Below are 13,511 nucleotides of genomic sequence, written 5' to 3'. Positions count from 1 at the left end.
ATTGGTCGAATTAATGTTAAGGGTTCGCTAAGGGTACACATTTCAAATGCAATGCAGAAGCTTGGGGTGAAAGGGAGATCTCAAGCCGTAGTCGAATTATTACGGATGGGTGAGCTTGAACTCTAAAGATAACTGTGTTGGCATCAGAAATGGTGGGTCCTTTCAGGTACTGGATAATTCGTTTTACTCCATACCTGAAAGGTTTTTTCATTTGCAGGGTGACCATTGATGTCTAGTATGAATATAGATATCTTGAATTTTTTTAATAAAACCGCGAGAATGGTAGATATAAATTATTTCGTTAGGAGGGCTGAATATGGAAGAGTCCCAGACGACATCAACCATTGCAGATGTTGAAAAGGAATTACGATACATATCAGGGATCATTAAACAAAAGGGGCGGGAAATTTTAAACCATTATCCCATTACTGCTCCTCAATTCGTCGCGTTGCAATGGTTACTTGATAAAGGTGATTTGACGATAGGCGAGCTCTCAAGCCATATTCACCTGGCCTGCAGTACGACAACAGACTTAGTTGACCGAATGGAGAAGAATGAATTGGTCGAGCGGATTCGTGATCCGAAAGATCGACGTGTCGTTCGTACACACGTTTTGGAAAAAGGAAGGCAAATAATTCATGAGGTGATTGAAAAGCGTCAGCACTATTTAGAAGAGGTACTTAGCGGTGTACCAAAGGAAGAGGTTCATAAACTTAACCATTTATTACATGTACTTCATGAAAATATGCGTGATACATCGAAGTAGAAACAGAAATGAGGGGTATTCGTGGAACAGCCGATAGGAGTTATAGATTCAGGAGTAGGGGCTTAACTGTTGGACGCGAACTAATGCGTCAGCTTCCCAAGGAAAAATTCATTTATTTGGGTGATACGTTAAGGTGCCCTTATGGACCGAGAGAAAAGGAACAAGTTAAAGACTTTACATGGCAAATGGTACACTACTTACTACGTAGAGATATTAAGATGCTTGTGATCGCTTGTAACACAGCGACAGCTTACACGCTGAATGAGCTTCAATCTGCGTTATCAATACCTGTGATCGGAGTGATCGACCCAGGGGCGCGTGCGGCGATAAAAAACAGTAAAAATAAACGTATCGGTGTTATAGGTACGGAAGGCACTATAAAAAGTCAGGCTTACCCAGAAGCACTCAAGTCGATTGATCACTCTATTCGCGTGAATGGACTAGCCTGTCCTCCATTTGTGCCTATGGTTGAGAATGGGATTCTTCATGGACCGGAGACGGAGAGAATCGTAGCTTCTACTCTTGAGCCCTTAAAACAAATGAACCATATAGATACACTTATTCTAGGATGTACTCATTATCCTCTAATCAAAGAGTTAGTTCAAAAGGAAATGGGTAGCCATATCCAGGTGATAAGTTCCGGTGAGGAAACAGCTAGTGAGGCTAGTTTGATATTAGCCTATCATGATGGTTTATCACAGGGAGATACAGTGCCTGTCCATGAGTTCTATACGACTGGTGATATGGAAAAATTCAGGTTGGTAGCGAACAGTTGGTTTGAGGAACCAATTAAAATTTTGAAACTTGTAGAACTAGAACAATTCGAAAGCTCTGCTAAATAGTGCAGAGCTTTTTTCTTTGGATCTTAAAAATCTAGGTCTAAACGGAAATGTGGCTCGTATATATGATAGTACAAACTATCATGGGAGGGAATAGCATGAAAACATGCGGTATTAAACCCTTATCGATTGCTGTATTACTAAGTACAGGATTGCTGTCGGGTTGTTTATTTGAAGGGGAGCAATCATTGGAGGAGATTGATGCTCCGCCAGAAGAAGAAACGGCGGCAAATCCTGAAACAAATACAGAGGAGCCAGCTCCTGAGAAAGGAAGTGGAGAAGAAAGTGCTGAGGTAGAGGAAGGTATGGAAGGGGAGGAAGCGGCTTCAGAAACGGTTGCAAGGGAACTGTTCCTTATTGATTCTAATGGGATGGTCGTTCCACAAACGGTAGAATTGCCAGCTTCTAAAGAAGTTGCTACCCAGTCACTTGAGTATTTAGTTAAAGATGGGCCAATATCGAACTTATTACCAACAGGTTTTGAAGCGGTTCTTCCTGCAGGTACTCAGATTCTTGGAATGAATTTAAAAGATAATGGGACGATGGTAGTTGATGTTTCCAAAGAATTTAAAAATTATCAAGCAAATGAAGAACAAAAGATTTTGGAAGCGATGACTTATACGGTAACCCAGTTTGATAATGTCGATCGAATGAAATTGTGGATTAATGGTCATGAACTTAAGGAAATGCCTGTGAGCGGGACTCCTATCTCTAAAGGAGTCTCCCGTTCAGACGGGATCAATGTTCATGTTGGTAACAATACAGATGTTGTTAGCAGTAAAGCGGTCACTGTTTATTATCCTTCCCAGCAAAGTGGACAGGAAGTATATCAAGTCCCTGTAACAACGAGGGTGGATGCGGAAGGTGAACTGTACACCTCTTTAGTACAAACGCTCCTTGAAGGTCCAGAACTTGGATCATCTTTACAGCAACCATTCAACAAAGAAGCGGAAGTAACTAGTGCAGAACTTACAGATGGAGTCTTAAGTGTAACATTCAGTGAGGGTCTGCTAAATGGACAAGAACCAAAAGCAGTAGCTGAACCAGCCCTTGCCAGCCTCGTAATGAGTTTGACAAACATGAAAGAGGTTGAAGCTGTTGAAGTGAAAGTAGAAGGTGTGGAGCAAGTGCTGAACGAGGCGGGCGAGCCGCTAGCTGAACCAGTCACACGATCTGATATTAATGGAGCTAGTGAACCGGAGAGTTTATAAAATAGAGATGATGGGCCACTATAAAGTCATAGTGGCTCATTTTTTACATAAGGGACAAGTAAGTGTTATCTGTTTCTCGGCATTTTTTTATGTTAAGATGAGCAAGGTATATATGAGTGAACGAAAGGGAGGACATTGACGATGAGAAGCGATCGCCAGGTCAATGAATTAAGAAAAGTTACCATTGAAACAGATTATGTGAAACACCCAGAGGGGTCTGTACTTATAAGTTTTGGAGATACGAAAGTGATTTGTAATGCAAGTGTTGAGGAACGAGTCCCCCCTTTTCTACGCGGCCAAGGAAAAGGATGGATTACCGCAGAGTATGCGATGCTGCCACGCGCGACCCAGCAACGGAACATTCGCGAATCCTCAAAAGGAAAAGTATCAGGAAGAACAATGGAAATACAGCGTTTGATTGGTCGTGCTTTACGAGCTGTAGTGGACCTGGATAGCATTGGCGAACGTACACTTTGGGTTGATTGTGATGTGATTCAAGCCGATGGTGGTACGAGAACAGCATCGATTACAGGAGCTTTTGTTGCGGTAGTCCTTGCTTTTGGAAAATTAGTAGATAATGGTGTGCTGAAAAAACTCCCTGTTACGGACTTTTTAACAGCTATTTCTGTCGGTGTCCTTCCAGACGGAAAAGAAATCTTAGACCTTTGTTACGAAGAGGATAGCAAGGCCGATGTCGATATGAATGTCGTGATGACAGGTCAAGGAGAATTCGTTGAGCTGCAAGGCACGGGGGAAGAAGCCACTTTTTCAATGCAACAGCTGCAGAAGATGTTATCCCTAGCACAAGAAGGTGTAACTGAGCTTACACATTTACAAAAAGATGCAATTGGCAAATGGGCTGAGGTTATTGATAAGTCGTCAGCTGTTAAGGAGAAATAATCTTATGAAACAACTAGTAATTGCGACAAAGAATGCTGGCAAAGTTACAGAGTTTAGAGAGATGTTTTCTAAGTATCAAATATCCGTTAAGTCATTGCTTGATTTTGATCAGAGGATTGATGATATTGCAGAAAACGGAGTAACCTTCGAAGAGAATGCGACTATTAAAGCAGAGGCCATCGCAGCGAAATTCGAAATTCCTGTCGTTGCTGATGACTCGGGTCTTGAAATTGATGCATTAGATGGAGCACCTGGCATCTATTCGGCTCGCTATGCAGGAGAAGATAAAAATGATCAGAAGAACCTTGAAAAAGCACTTCGTGAATTAGATGGCGTTCCCGATGAACAACGTACAGCACGTTTTGTATGTGCAGTTGCTGTGGCGCGTCCTGGACGAAATACATTTACTGTGAGAGGGACTTGTGAGGGGACAATTGCACGCCAGCCAAAAGGTGAAGGTGGCTTTGGTTATGATCCTATTTTCGTCCCCCTACACTCGGACCGGACAATGGCCGAGCATACATCTGAAGAGAAAAATTCGATCAGTCACCGAAAGCATGCTATCCTGGAAATAGAAAAATGGTTACAAGATCTAACGTAATGAGGTGATTATTTTTGCCAAAAGTACTGATTGTTAGTGATACGCACGGGCTTACAGACGAAGTTAGTAAAATAAAGCAGCGTCACCAGCATGAAGTCAATGCTATGATTCATTGTGGCGATTCTGAGTTGGGTTATCATTCAGAAGAATTAAAGGACTTTTTCTATGCAAAAGGGAACTGTGACTTTGAAGTAGACATGGAGAATGAGCAAGTCGTAAAAGTAGGCGGTCTTACAATTCTTGTTGTTCATGGTCATTTACATCAAATAAAATCAACATTAATGCCTTTATCCTACCGGGCTGATGAAGTCGGAGCACAAATAGCCTGTTTTGGCCATTCACACATGGCAGGAGTAGAAAAGGTGAATGAAAAATTGTTCATAAACCCTGGAAGTGCGAGACTCCCTAGAGACCGTGAAGAACCAACCTATGCGGTTTTAGAATGGGATACCCTTGATAACATACAAGTTCAGTATTATCAGGTTAATGGGGAGGCTTTGTCGGATCTGAGGATGGAAACATCTCTAGCAGCAAAGAAGTAATTCTTTGCTGCAGAGTTGTTGACAAAGAGACCAGTATTTACTATAATTAATCTTGTCCGAAAAAAGCGGGCGGTTTGGAATTTTACATAGTTATGCGGGTGTAGTTTAGTGGTAAAACCTCAGCCTTCCAAGCTGATGATGAGGGTTCGATTCCCTTCATCCGCTCCATAATAATTTACATATATCCTCCCAGTAGCTTAGCTGGATAGAGCATGAACGAATATGCTTCGAAGCGAAACATCAACGTATCGATTCCAAAACATCTTGGATAATCCTCAAAGAATCAGGGCGACAGGTTATACTGAAGTAGATTGATTCTTGTATTAATTTGAATAACTATGTCCCAGTAGCTCAGCTGGATAGAGCAACAGCCTTCTAAGCTGTGGGTCGCAGGTTCGAATCCTGCCTGGGACACTAATTAACAAAACGCTGAACCTCTTGTATATCAAGGGATTCAGCGTTTTTCTTGTTATGAATGGTTTGAGGCTGTATTAGTCCAAAAGTGGCTTTTGGTGCAGAATTGGGGCAGGATTTTTTTCATGTATTGTTCTTTATGGTATCTTTACTACAATCTAACTTTTATAATTTTAAATACGTAAACTTCCATAATATGGGGTGTGTTTAAATTGTCCAACTTCTCTAGAGAAAAATAAATTGAGGATACCCCGACCTTTATTGGTATTTCTCAATATATATATAATACATATAAAAAATACTTGCTTGAAGACATAGAATATCTTTATCACTATACAAATTTAGATGGATTATCGGGAATGATTGATTCACAGGGATTATTGTTCAATACATGGCCACGCCATTCTGCTATCGAAAAGTCCTTCAATCGGACATCTCTTCATTAAGATCCCATTACCCGAGTTTCTCGAAAGGGAAAGAGTCTGGATAAAGTTAGGTTCTTACGATCAACAATTTGATATGGCAACGTAAAAAAGCCTCACCTTAATGGATGCGGCTTTTCTTTACTGTTTTTTGATAATTATTTGGGCTATATCTAGTTGTTGTGATACATCTAAAACTTCTTTACTTGCAGGATCCTTCTGATACTCTTCATACATTTTTATCGGCTTCTATGTTCCATAGAAGCAAACTAGGGTCTATTATTGAGCAGCCCCATAGAAGAACGAACAATGACCATAAAAATGAACACGCTTATCCAAGTATAGTACCAATCCCATTGAAGGTATTTGATTAGATCAGTGTACATTTCTAAAAAAGACTCAACAATGGTCAAAGCTCCACTATATACTGCTGCCTGCCAAACGATCCCGAAAATAGCGGAATGATAAGTTGTTTGGTAATAATAAATACAAATAACTGGGAATAGCAGAAACTCAAAAAGAACACTTCCGTCAAGGTGTTTAAATAATGTCACAGGAAATGTTAGAAAATGATATTCAACGATTAAGTTTCCCAAAAAAACAGCAAAATAAGCAGTCGTAAAATAAATTAACAGCCAGTTTCTACGTGGGGGCTTTTTTAAAGAAAACAGTAAGAGCGTCGCCCCTAATATATAGAAGATCCATAATAATATAATCTCCACCATAAAAAACCTCCTTATAACGACATTTAATTAAAAACCCATCCAGGGGACATCAAACGAGGAAATTAGAAAGCTAATAATGATAACTGAAGCGAGATAGGCCAGAATAGGTTGCTTATAATGGAGCCGTAACATAGGAAACATTATGATCACAAATAAGAACGACCACCCCAATGACCAACCATGTTCATAATAAATACTGCCATTTAGGTAGCCGATCCATTCAATCCCTATGTAAATAATGACCCATTTTCCAATATGCAGGACTTGTTTTCCAAGCTTATGAGGGTAATTTGATAGGAAGAGAATTACCGTACATGGGAAAACAATAAAAGTGTAAAACAAGGCTACTACAGTTTGGGGGAATCCTAAATTGGATTGCACCGTCCATAAATGGTAATCGACAGTTAATAAGAAGTATAGTAAATCCATAGCCGACATATAGATAATAGTCGCATGAAAGTCGTGAAATCGACTCCAATCTGCCCAACGCCATGCAGCTAATATTGCCCAAACAACTATGAGAATATGCATTTGAACACCGCCTTAAAATACTTGCCATGAAGGCATCAGTAATCTTAGGTTACCCATTCGGTAGGTAGATATGAACCTGGAATTTTGTTCGATGCCTGGGATGATAACTACGAGTAAATATTTTATTTGGAACTACAAAGCAAGAAGTCCTAAAACACAAATATTTCACATTATAGTTCACAAAAGGAGCTTGGATTCCAAGCCCCTTTTTCTATCCCATACTTCTTGATCTATTAAGTAATCATTCCCCATGGAACGTGACAATCCAATTATCCCTTCCTGATCATTCTACCCTTTTGCCAAGTCTTTTCGGTCGGGGGCCATTGGCGGTTTCTCAAGCCATCCCTTCTTAATCATTAACTTCGAACCCTCCGAAGCATACTCGCCTACTTCCGCCATCATGCGTACATACGCCCCTGCAACATCTTTTCTCGGAGAAGCTCCTGCACTTGATCCATAATAACCGATTGAAGAACTGTTTAAGGCTGTAATATGTAGCATCATCAGTTTATCCGAGAATGGAGATACCTTTGATTCGGTCGGCATGGCATCGGATGTACTTGGAGTCATTAGATTGCTTTCATCTAGAAATTTAGATACAACCTTACTATGATGGGCTGCTATTTCAGCACCACGGAGCATATAATTACGGACTTTCTTATCATTGGCTACTTGACTAAACCCCGTAATTAATCCCCTTCCTAATACATTTCGCTGCAAATTAAAAAACAGAAAGGAAATTTCAACGGAAGACAACGGACGTTGCTCACCCAGCCATCCGGCTAAAAATTGCTTGCTATGAATGAAATCAACTTGTTGAGGATAAGGAATATAAGGAGGACGAATAAAAATCCCTTTAGTCTGCATGACTTCCGTTGCTCGGTTAAACAGTTCTGACGATGACTGTATGCAGTGCGTAAAATAGTCCCGAATATCATTTCTGGCAGCGTTAGGCAAGGCGATACTGTAGGTGTTTAAACCCAACGCGCCCATCTGCTGGATATATAGAAGCATAAACGGATCTGAAAACAGACGTGGGGATTGTAAGTTAACATCCTGTTCCCCGAATCCTTGTGGGACAGGAAGCTTTTCTTTATGAAAAATATTCGTTAAAACTTGAATATGCTTTTCAGCCAATTCTAACCCATAGGCTAATACAGCGCGTACATCATCATCCTCCGTCGTTTCTAAGAGATACGATATCGTACATTTTCCTAACGTGTCATTCTGATAAGCTCCCCAAAGTGATGATAATTCTGCAGATGTCAAATTTGGATTATGATTGATTTCCATGCGAAATCCCTCCGTTCTTTAAGATTAATTTTCCCCAAATAAGAAATTTTATGTTTTACTAGCACATCAGGTTTCCCTCTTTTAAGGAAACCTGCGTATTACTTGAATAATAAATCATTCGATTCATCAGATCTTATTCAGAACGCGCCACTTTTTACAAAGAAAGAGCGCAAGCCTTATTTCAAAATTGCGCTCCGTTTAAGGAATAAATAGTCTATTTTTCAAAAAACGATTTACTTTATTTTTATCTTCTAATTTCTTTTTAAGCCCACGAACACCAGCAGTTTTTTCCATTCATTATTCCAAGGCAGGGCTTAGTTTAAGCTTGCTTTTCTTCAGCTTCTTTTCTCTTGAGCTGCTTCTTTCTTTTCCTGAACTGCCTCTTTTTTCTCTTCCTCCGCTTCTTTCCTCTCTTCTTTTAAATCCTTAATCTTTTCATAACGCTGACGCTGGCGGTAGCCATAAGTGGAAGCCAGGACGACCTCTTCATTTTCAAGGGCAGACCCTAGCGCGCCGATGATGGTAGAGATACTTGTTGCTGTCCAAGCAATGTAGAAGTAGTTGATATACCCTATACTTCCGGATAACTGAGATTCGAGCATACCTATTGGAATAAGGACGATAACAGCGACAGAAAACAGGAGAAATAATATCAGATAATACATAGTGACCGTACAAAAAAGTGTGAAAAAAGTCGCGGCATTGTATAACTTTCTTATATAATCGGATTTTCCATCAGCCTTTCTTTCCCATAACCGGTGCGCCAGAATGACCCAAACGACCATGGCCAATATAGAAGTGATCGAAAGTATGAACATACGCCATGTGCTGTAATCATTACTGAGCTTCCATAACGTCGGAAAAACAAGGGCGTACGAACCCGTAGTAAACGCAATGATGATGATCTTCATAAAAGCTGGAAACATAGCCCACGGACGGTTAGCACGCACCATCCCTGACAGAATTCGTAAGGCACCGCTCACACGTGACTTTATAGTGAAGCGAACATCGACCTTAGATTCATGCTCTTCCGGTGTTTCTCGCTGAATAGGAGACAGAATCTCAAATGCACGTTTTCCGACCAGTCTCGTAGATTTTTTATTTTTCAATTCTTCGTGTTTGTCATCGTCTTTAGCCTGAATTCGCTGTTCTGCCTGCTCTCGGTCTTCATCTGAACTTCCATAGTACATCTCATTAACTAATTGTAAAATCGATTCGCGTATGCGTTTGTACATGGGGATAGACCCAAGACCGGGAAGGCTGATCAAGGCGACATTCTCGTCCTCAAAAGCCTCGGCAACAATCGGTTTCTTTCCTTTAAATAAGGGTAAATCAGTGAGGGAGATCGCAAAATCCCATTCCTTATCGCTCTTTATATCTAAGGTGGCCCCCAGCACTTCCAGTGAATTAGCCGTTCCGCCAGTTAGAGCATCCTCTATATATTCTATATTCCAATTGTATCTCTCACTCACATAATAATTGAGCAAATCAGACAGTTCACATTTTAAATCTTTTCCTAATTTATTCGGGTATCCTGGTGCTGTGATTAATCCTAACGTTTTGGTTGGTTTGCTCATATCTTCACCTTTCCTGCTCCTATCATCTATTTAATACTATATAACCATATTTAATTTTATTTAAACCGGGGTGAGAAGGGGATACCAGGGATGAGAGAGGAATTCCGGTACCCGGGATCCAGAAAAACAAGAAAAAACCTGACAATAGAATTTTTGAGTTGCTTAAAAGCACCACGATGATTAAACATATTCAGGTTAAGAGAGAGGTTTAAACTGATTATCTGACCATAATTTTATACTTCTTTGTCTTAATTCATCGAAATTTAATTTTATTAATACTATTGAATCCATGTTAAAAGACTGTATCTAGACATTTTACCATAGGCACAGTAACAAAGACTTCCTTTTCGGAACTTCCGATAAACCAGGACAATACGAGTACATAGATAAAGCTTCCATTGAAAATGCCAAGAGCATGTTGTGTCTGCTTGTCAGAAATAAAGTTAAGCAGCATCCGAGGTAAAAATTGGCCGCTGAATGTAGTTAGAACAACGAGTAAAGAGTTTAATGTGAAAGCACTTAGTGTTAAAATCCCTCCAATCAATGTACTTACTAGTGTTCTCGTAACTGAAGCACTAAAATGAAAGAGTTCTTGGGCGTACGGCGCTAAATCTACAACTAGATCCATAAATAGAGTTGCAGCAACAAGGAAAAGGGCTAAACCAATATAAATAATGTGCATGTACCAAAGGGTCATCTGCATTTTCCGTTGTCTTTTCGACATTTGTAAATATTTTTTTAAGTGATACAGGTAATAAATCAAGTACCATGTATATATCTCCTTCCTGATCGTGATGTAATTAATCTGATATTCGCTCAAAAGGAACCATAAACCAAACTTTAAGGACGAATGGATGACATGTGTAAATCCTATTAGAACGATCCTTACTAAAACCTTTATAGAGTGATATTTACCTTTCTTCTATGATAAAATCATATTTTTCTGGTAAAACATTAGCTTCTTTTACATGATCCAGAAAAGACTTGGCTTCTTCATAGCTTTGAAAACAAAGCTCCTTTTCATTTTGAGCAATTTCAACCCTAAATCTATTAGCATCTGTAGCAATAATTGTAAATGGCATTGTGTCTCCTCCTATCAAAAACTATCTATTTCTTTAAAAAATAAAAAAGCCGAAAAGATGTGATATCTTTTCGGCTTATGTCCAGCTCTATTTGTCTAGCTCATTTCTACCTAGTATTTAGTTTGGTTTTAGGATAAAAAGTATATAGCTTTTATCTTTGTGAAAGTCCCAATCCGCAAAGACATCGATAACTTGTTTATCTAAAATACTTTCGCAGTAGGACTGTCTTAATAGTGTTTTTTCAAGCTTTCGTTTAGTCAGTTTTAATGTCTCTCCAAATCCAGAGCGAATTAACTCTTTTTCTATTCTGACAAGAATACCATCACGAACAATCAAGAGTGTACGCGAATTCAACATATATGAATCGACATGTTCCGGTGCTTTTTCTGCCTGTTCGCTTACACGGATAATCTCTTCATGTATTTTTTCCTTGGTTGTGTAGTTAGGAAGACCTTCATCTTCTTCATTCTCATTAGCAAGCACACCTAATAGCATACCAGAGTGGGCGGATAGAGACCAGTCATAGAAAATTTCGTCGACTTTTAGCCCGGTCATAAGTTTAAGTGTGGCTTTTATCTCGGGCAGAAGTTCAGTCATCAATAAGTCTCGTGTCTCCTCTACCTTCATATAATGATCCTGACCAACCAGTACGCGCTCCATAGGGGCTAAAAACTCGCGAAGATACACCGTGATATATGGACCATCAATAGAGACATATACGGATGTAGGCCCCTTTCCAAAGTTATCCCTGAATAACTTTCCTATGTAGCTCGCTACTTCTGATTGCAATGTTTTCTTTTCCATGAAATTCATCCTTTATGAAGACCAGACTTTTTTATTCCAATCTCAGTCAATTATTATAAACACAACCTTTTCTATTATCAAGTCATAAAGTTATTCACACAATTTGATATACTAAATAGTCATTATGGATTTCAAATTCAAACCGTTTTCAATAAACTTTTTTGAAGTACTTTTTCTATAAGAAATTGAGGACTGGTGAAAAATTATGCTCGTTCAATCATAAAAATCAGGAGAAAGTCGTAGGTTCTGCCATTGTTCAAAGTCGTGTCCATAAATTGTTAGTGCAACGTGTTCAGACTGCTTGATACCGCTCAGTTTTTTTGTGCTTTCCCGTACAAGTGACTCATCGATATCAAATGGTTCGATAGGCCGCGTTGCAGGATCGGTATGATTCTGAGAAGGTATAGCATCGATAGCAAGCAATACAGGGCCCGTGTGTGGAAGATTGATAAGAACGGACTGATGACCAGGAGCATGGCCGCTGCTTTCTAAAAGCGTTACCCCAGGTACAATCTCGGTATCGCCATCCAACAGTAGAAAGCGAATTCCAGAGGCGCCCCATTGATCTTCAGTCATCCTAAAGCGATCTACTTCTCCTTTTATGGCAGCATGATATAGACGTCGCTGAACCACAATCTCAGAGTTTTTAAATGAGGCCAGGTTACCCGCATGATCGGGGTCAAAATGGGTGCAAATCACATAGCGAATGTCCTGTGGTGTTATCCCCAAAGTGGCTAATTGATGCCCAACATAATCGGGCTCATCCATGATGTGAGGCAAATAGGGGGTATGACGATACTTTCCAACAAGACTTTGAGAAAGGCCTGTATCTATCAGAATGTATTCATTTGAGTCGGTTTCTATTAAATAGGCAGGTACAGGGAGTTCTTCACTAGAATGTTTTTGTGGTGGGCGCACCTTGCCCACTTTCATCAGAAAAAGTTTCATTTATTTCGTTCTCCTTTCTGGAGAGACCTCTCCAAAATCACATTTATTTATGGTTAACATACATTCTATCCTCGTTTCGATTTGCATTCTTGCAGGTTTTAGGACTATATAACATGCTTGTTAAGTTCAGTCAGTTCTGCTTTAATGTCGCTAGATGTGCGATCAATGAATGTGCCTGTCGGTCCGTCCTTCCTTCCCAATGGTAGCAAGGTTTACAATTGCATCCGTTCCTTCTTGTACTGTTTGGTGTCCGGCATGTCCATTGAGATCGGTAGCTGTGGCTCCCGGATCTGCAGCATTGATACGAATATCAGGCAATCCTTTCGCGTATTGCACAGTGAGCATGGTAACAGCAAATTTTGAGGAAGTGTAGGCAAGAGCATTTACCTTTGACTCCAAAGTATCAGGATTTGTCACCATTCCCAATGATCCTAACCCACTGGAAACGTTGACGATAGTAGGTGCATCTGATTTTCTAAGCAAGGGTAGAAAAGCATTTGTCACACGGACAGTACCAAACACGTTTGTTTCATAAATCTGTCGCATTACGTCTGATGTAACATCTTCAGGCTAAAAAAGCACCTGTAATCCCCGCATTGTTGATAAGAACATCAAGACGACCTTCGTTTTTTAAGATTTCAGCTGTAGCCTCGCTGAAAGAATTATCTTTTGTCACATCTAGAAGCACGAACTGAGCACCGAGTTCATCGGCTGCTTTTTGACCGCGATCTACATTGCGCGCACCAATGTAGATCTTGTGACCGAGTTCAGTAAGCCGGCGGGCCGTTCGTAGCCAAGCCCCTTATTTCCGCCTGTGATGAGGGTAATAGTCATATATAGGGATCCCTTTTATGAG

At 40.0% G+C, this 13,511-nt stretch carries 13 protein-coding genes, 2 tRNA genes and 3 pseudogenes; 9 read left to right on the top strand and 9 right to left on the bottom strand.

Going from position 1 to position 13,511, the window contains the following annotated elements; genetic code table 11:
* Positions 1-24: 24 nt before the first annotated feature.
* The 9 genes and pseudogenes from MUO14_RS02850 to MUO14_RS02810 form a co-directional block, all read left to right on the top strand.
* Positions 25-126 (top strand): annotated as a pseudogene (locus MUO14_RS02850) (LuxR C-terminal-related transcriptional regulator); the annotation flags it as partial.
* 190 nt (positions 127-316) lie between these two features.
* Positions 317-766, top strand: coding sequence for a MarR family winged helix-turn-helix transcriptional regulator (locus MUO14_RS02845; RefSeq protein ID WP_244753545.1), 450 nt, complete (start codon positions 317-319; stop codon positions 764-766).
* A gap of 21 nt (positions 767-787) precedes the next feature.
* A pseudogene (gene racE / locus MUO14_RS02840) lies at positions 788-1,608 on the top strand (glutamate racemase).
* A gap of 95 nt (positions 1,609-1,703) precedes the next feature.
* Positions 1,704-2,816, top strand: coding sequence for a GerMN domain-containing protein (locus MUO14_RS02835; protein WP_244753544.1), 1,113 nt, complete (start codon positions 1,704-1,706; stop codon positions 2,814-2,816).
* 141 nt (positions 2,817-2,957) lie between these two features.
* A complete protein-coding gene (rph, locus tag MUO14_RS02830) occupies positions 2,958-3,716 on the top strand; it encodes a ribonuclease PH (protein ID WP_244753543.1) in 759 nt (252 codons plus the stop codon).
* Between the two features lie 4 nt (positions 3,717-3,720).
* The gene (locus tag MUO14_RS02825) at positions 3,721-4,317 is read left to right on the top strand and encodes an XTP/dITP diphosphatase (RefSeq protein WP_244753542.1); all 597 of its coding nucleotides are present in this window, start codon (positions 3,721-3,723) and stop codon (positions 4,315-4,317) included.
* 14 nt (positions 4,318-4,331) lie between these two features.
* Positions 4,332-4,859 (top strand): metallophosphoesterase, encoded by a 528-nt coding sequence (locus MUO14_RS02820; protein WP_244753541.1) that lies wholly within the window; start codon positions 4,332-4,334, stop codon positions 4,857-4,859.
* A gap of 94 nt (positions 4,860-4,953) precedes the next feature.
* Positions 4,954-5,027: transfer RNA gene (locus MUO14_RS02815), tRNA-Gly, on the top strand.
* Between the two features lie 172 nt (positions 5,028-5,199).
* Positions 5,200-5,273, top strand: a tRNA-Arg gene (locus tag MUO14_RS02810).
* A 691-nt stretch (positions 5,274-5,964) separates the two neighbouring features.
* Here MUO14_RS02810 and MUO14_RS02805 read toward each other — a convergent pair.
* The 9 genes and pseudogenes from MUO14_RS02805 to MUO14_RS02765 all read right to left on the bottom strand — a co-directional run bounded on the left by MUO14_RS02805 (position 5,965) and on the right by MUO14_RS02765 (position 13,489).
* Positions 5,965-6,420 (bottom strand): CBO0543 family protein, encoded by a 456-nt coding sequence (locus tag MUO14_RS02805; protein WP_244753540.1) that lies wholly within the window; start codon positions 6,418-6,420, stop codon positions 5,965-5,967.
* Between the two features lie 27 nt (positions 6,421-6,447).
* Positions 6,448-6,951, bottom strand: a complete 504-nt coding sequence (locus MUO14_RS02800; RefSeq protein WP_244753539.1) for a CBO0543 family protein — start codon at positions 6,949-6,951, stop codon at positions 6,448-6,450.
* Between the two features lie 288 nt (positions 6,952-7,239).
* A complete protein-coding gene (locus MUO14_RS02795; protein ID WP_244753538.1) occupies positions 7,240-8,244 on the bottom strand; it encodes a DUF3231 family protein in 1,005 nt (334 codons plus the stop codon).
* Positions 8,245-8,579: 335 nt separating this feature from the next.
* Positions 8,580-9,821, bottom strand: a complete 1,242-nt coding sequence (locus tag MUO14_RS02790; RefSeq protein WP_244753537.1) for an MFS transporter — start codon at positions 9,819-9,821, stop codon at positions 8,580-8,582.
* Between the two features lie 292 nt (positions 9,822-10,113).
* Positions 10,114-10,584 (bottom strand): DUF2254 family protein, encoded by a 471-nt coding sequence (locus tag MUO14_RS02785; protein ID WP_244753536.1) that lies wholly within the window; start codon positions 10,582-10,584, stop codon positions 10,114-10,116.
* 148 nt (positions 10,585-10,732) lie between these two features.
* A complete protein-coding gene (locus tag MUO14_RS02780; protein ID WP_244753535.1) occupies positions 10,733-10,903 on the bottom strand; it encodes a hypothetical protein in 171 nt (56 codons plus the stop codon).
* 117 nt (positions 10,904-11,020) lie between these two features.
* Positions 11,021-11,707 carry a Na-translocating system protein MpsC family protein gene (locus tag MUO14_RS02775; protein ID WP_244753534.1) on the bottom strand — a complete coding sequence of 229 codons (687 nt, stop codon included), beginning with the start codon at positions 11,705-11,707 and terminating at the stop codon, positions 11,021-11,023.
* Between the two features lie 213 nt (positions 11,708-11,920).
* Positions 11,921-12,655, bottom strand: a complete 735-nt coding sequence (locus tag MUO14_RS02770; protein ID WP_244753533.1) for an N-acyl homoserine lactonase family protein — start codon at positions 12,653-12,655, stop codon at positions 11,921-11,923.
* Between the two features lie 104 nt (positions 12,656-12,759).
* Positions 12,760-13,489 (bottom strand): annotated as a pseudogene (locus tag MUO14_RS02765) (SDR family NAD(P)-dependent oxidoreductase).
* Positions 13,490-13,511 lie beyond the last annotated feature (22 nt).

Source organism: Halobacillus shinanisalinarum (assembly GCF_022919835.1).
GTDB classification, from domain to species: domain Bacteria; phylum Bacillota; class Bacilli; order Bacillales; family Halobacillaceae; genus Halobacillus_A; species Halobacillus_A shinanisalinarum.
This window is presented reverse-complemented; position numbering and strand designations above follow the sequence as displayed.